This is a genomic window from Halohasta sp. A2 (assembly GCF_056175805.1).
Genome location: NZ_JAQFWV010000202.1, coordinates 1 through 483 on the forward strand (window position 1 = coordinate 1; position 483 = coordinate 483).

Sequence of the window (483 nt, forward strand, 5' to 3'; positions counted from 1 at the left end):
TCGTTTCCAGAACTGCGCGTTCGGCCTCGGTCAACAAGACATCTGGTGGAGTTGTACCTTCTCCACGAGCTAACTCACGCAACTCAAGAACCTTCCACGCAATCACCGAGTACACGCTGAGTAAAACTTCCATTCGCTCCCACGTCTGAAGTTGGCGTTCTTCTATCCTACAACCAGTCTTCAGTACTTTGTGCCAGTCTTCGATCCGCCATCGAAGACGGTAGTACTCGATGATTTTCAACACATCCTCAAGCGTACTAACCGATTCAGTGGTGAGCAGCACCCACTGAATCGGATCATCTGCCTCACTGATTTCATCTGCTCTCACCACGTTGAGTTCAACCGACCCTTCCTGTTCAGGGTTATTCTTTGGCGCACGCACCTCACAAGTGCCAGTTGTAATCGACACTTCTGCTGTCCTGGCTTCTCGGCCTCCGCCTTGTTGAATCTCAACCGAGTCGCGACCTCGCTCAACGAGGTCGC

General features: G+C 52.0%; 1 protein-coding gene. It reads right to left on the minus strand.

The features are described from left to right. The coding region (locus tag O2S87_RS18780; protein ID WP_475410231.1) for an IS4 family transposase at window positions 1-483 on the minus strand (483 nt) is incomplete at both ends.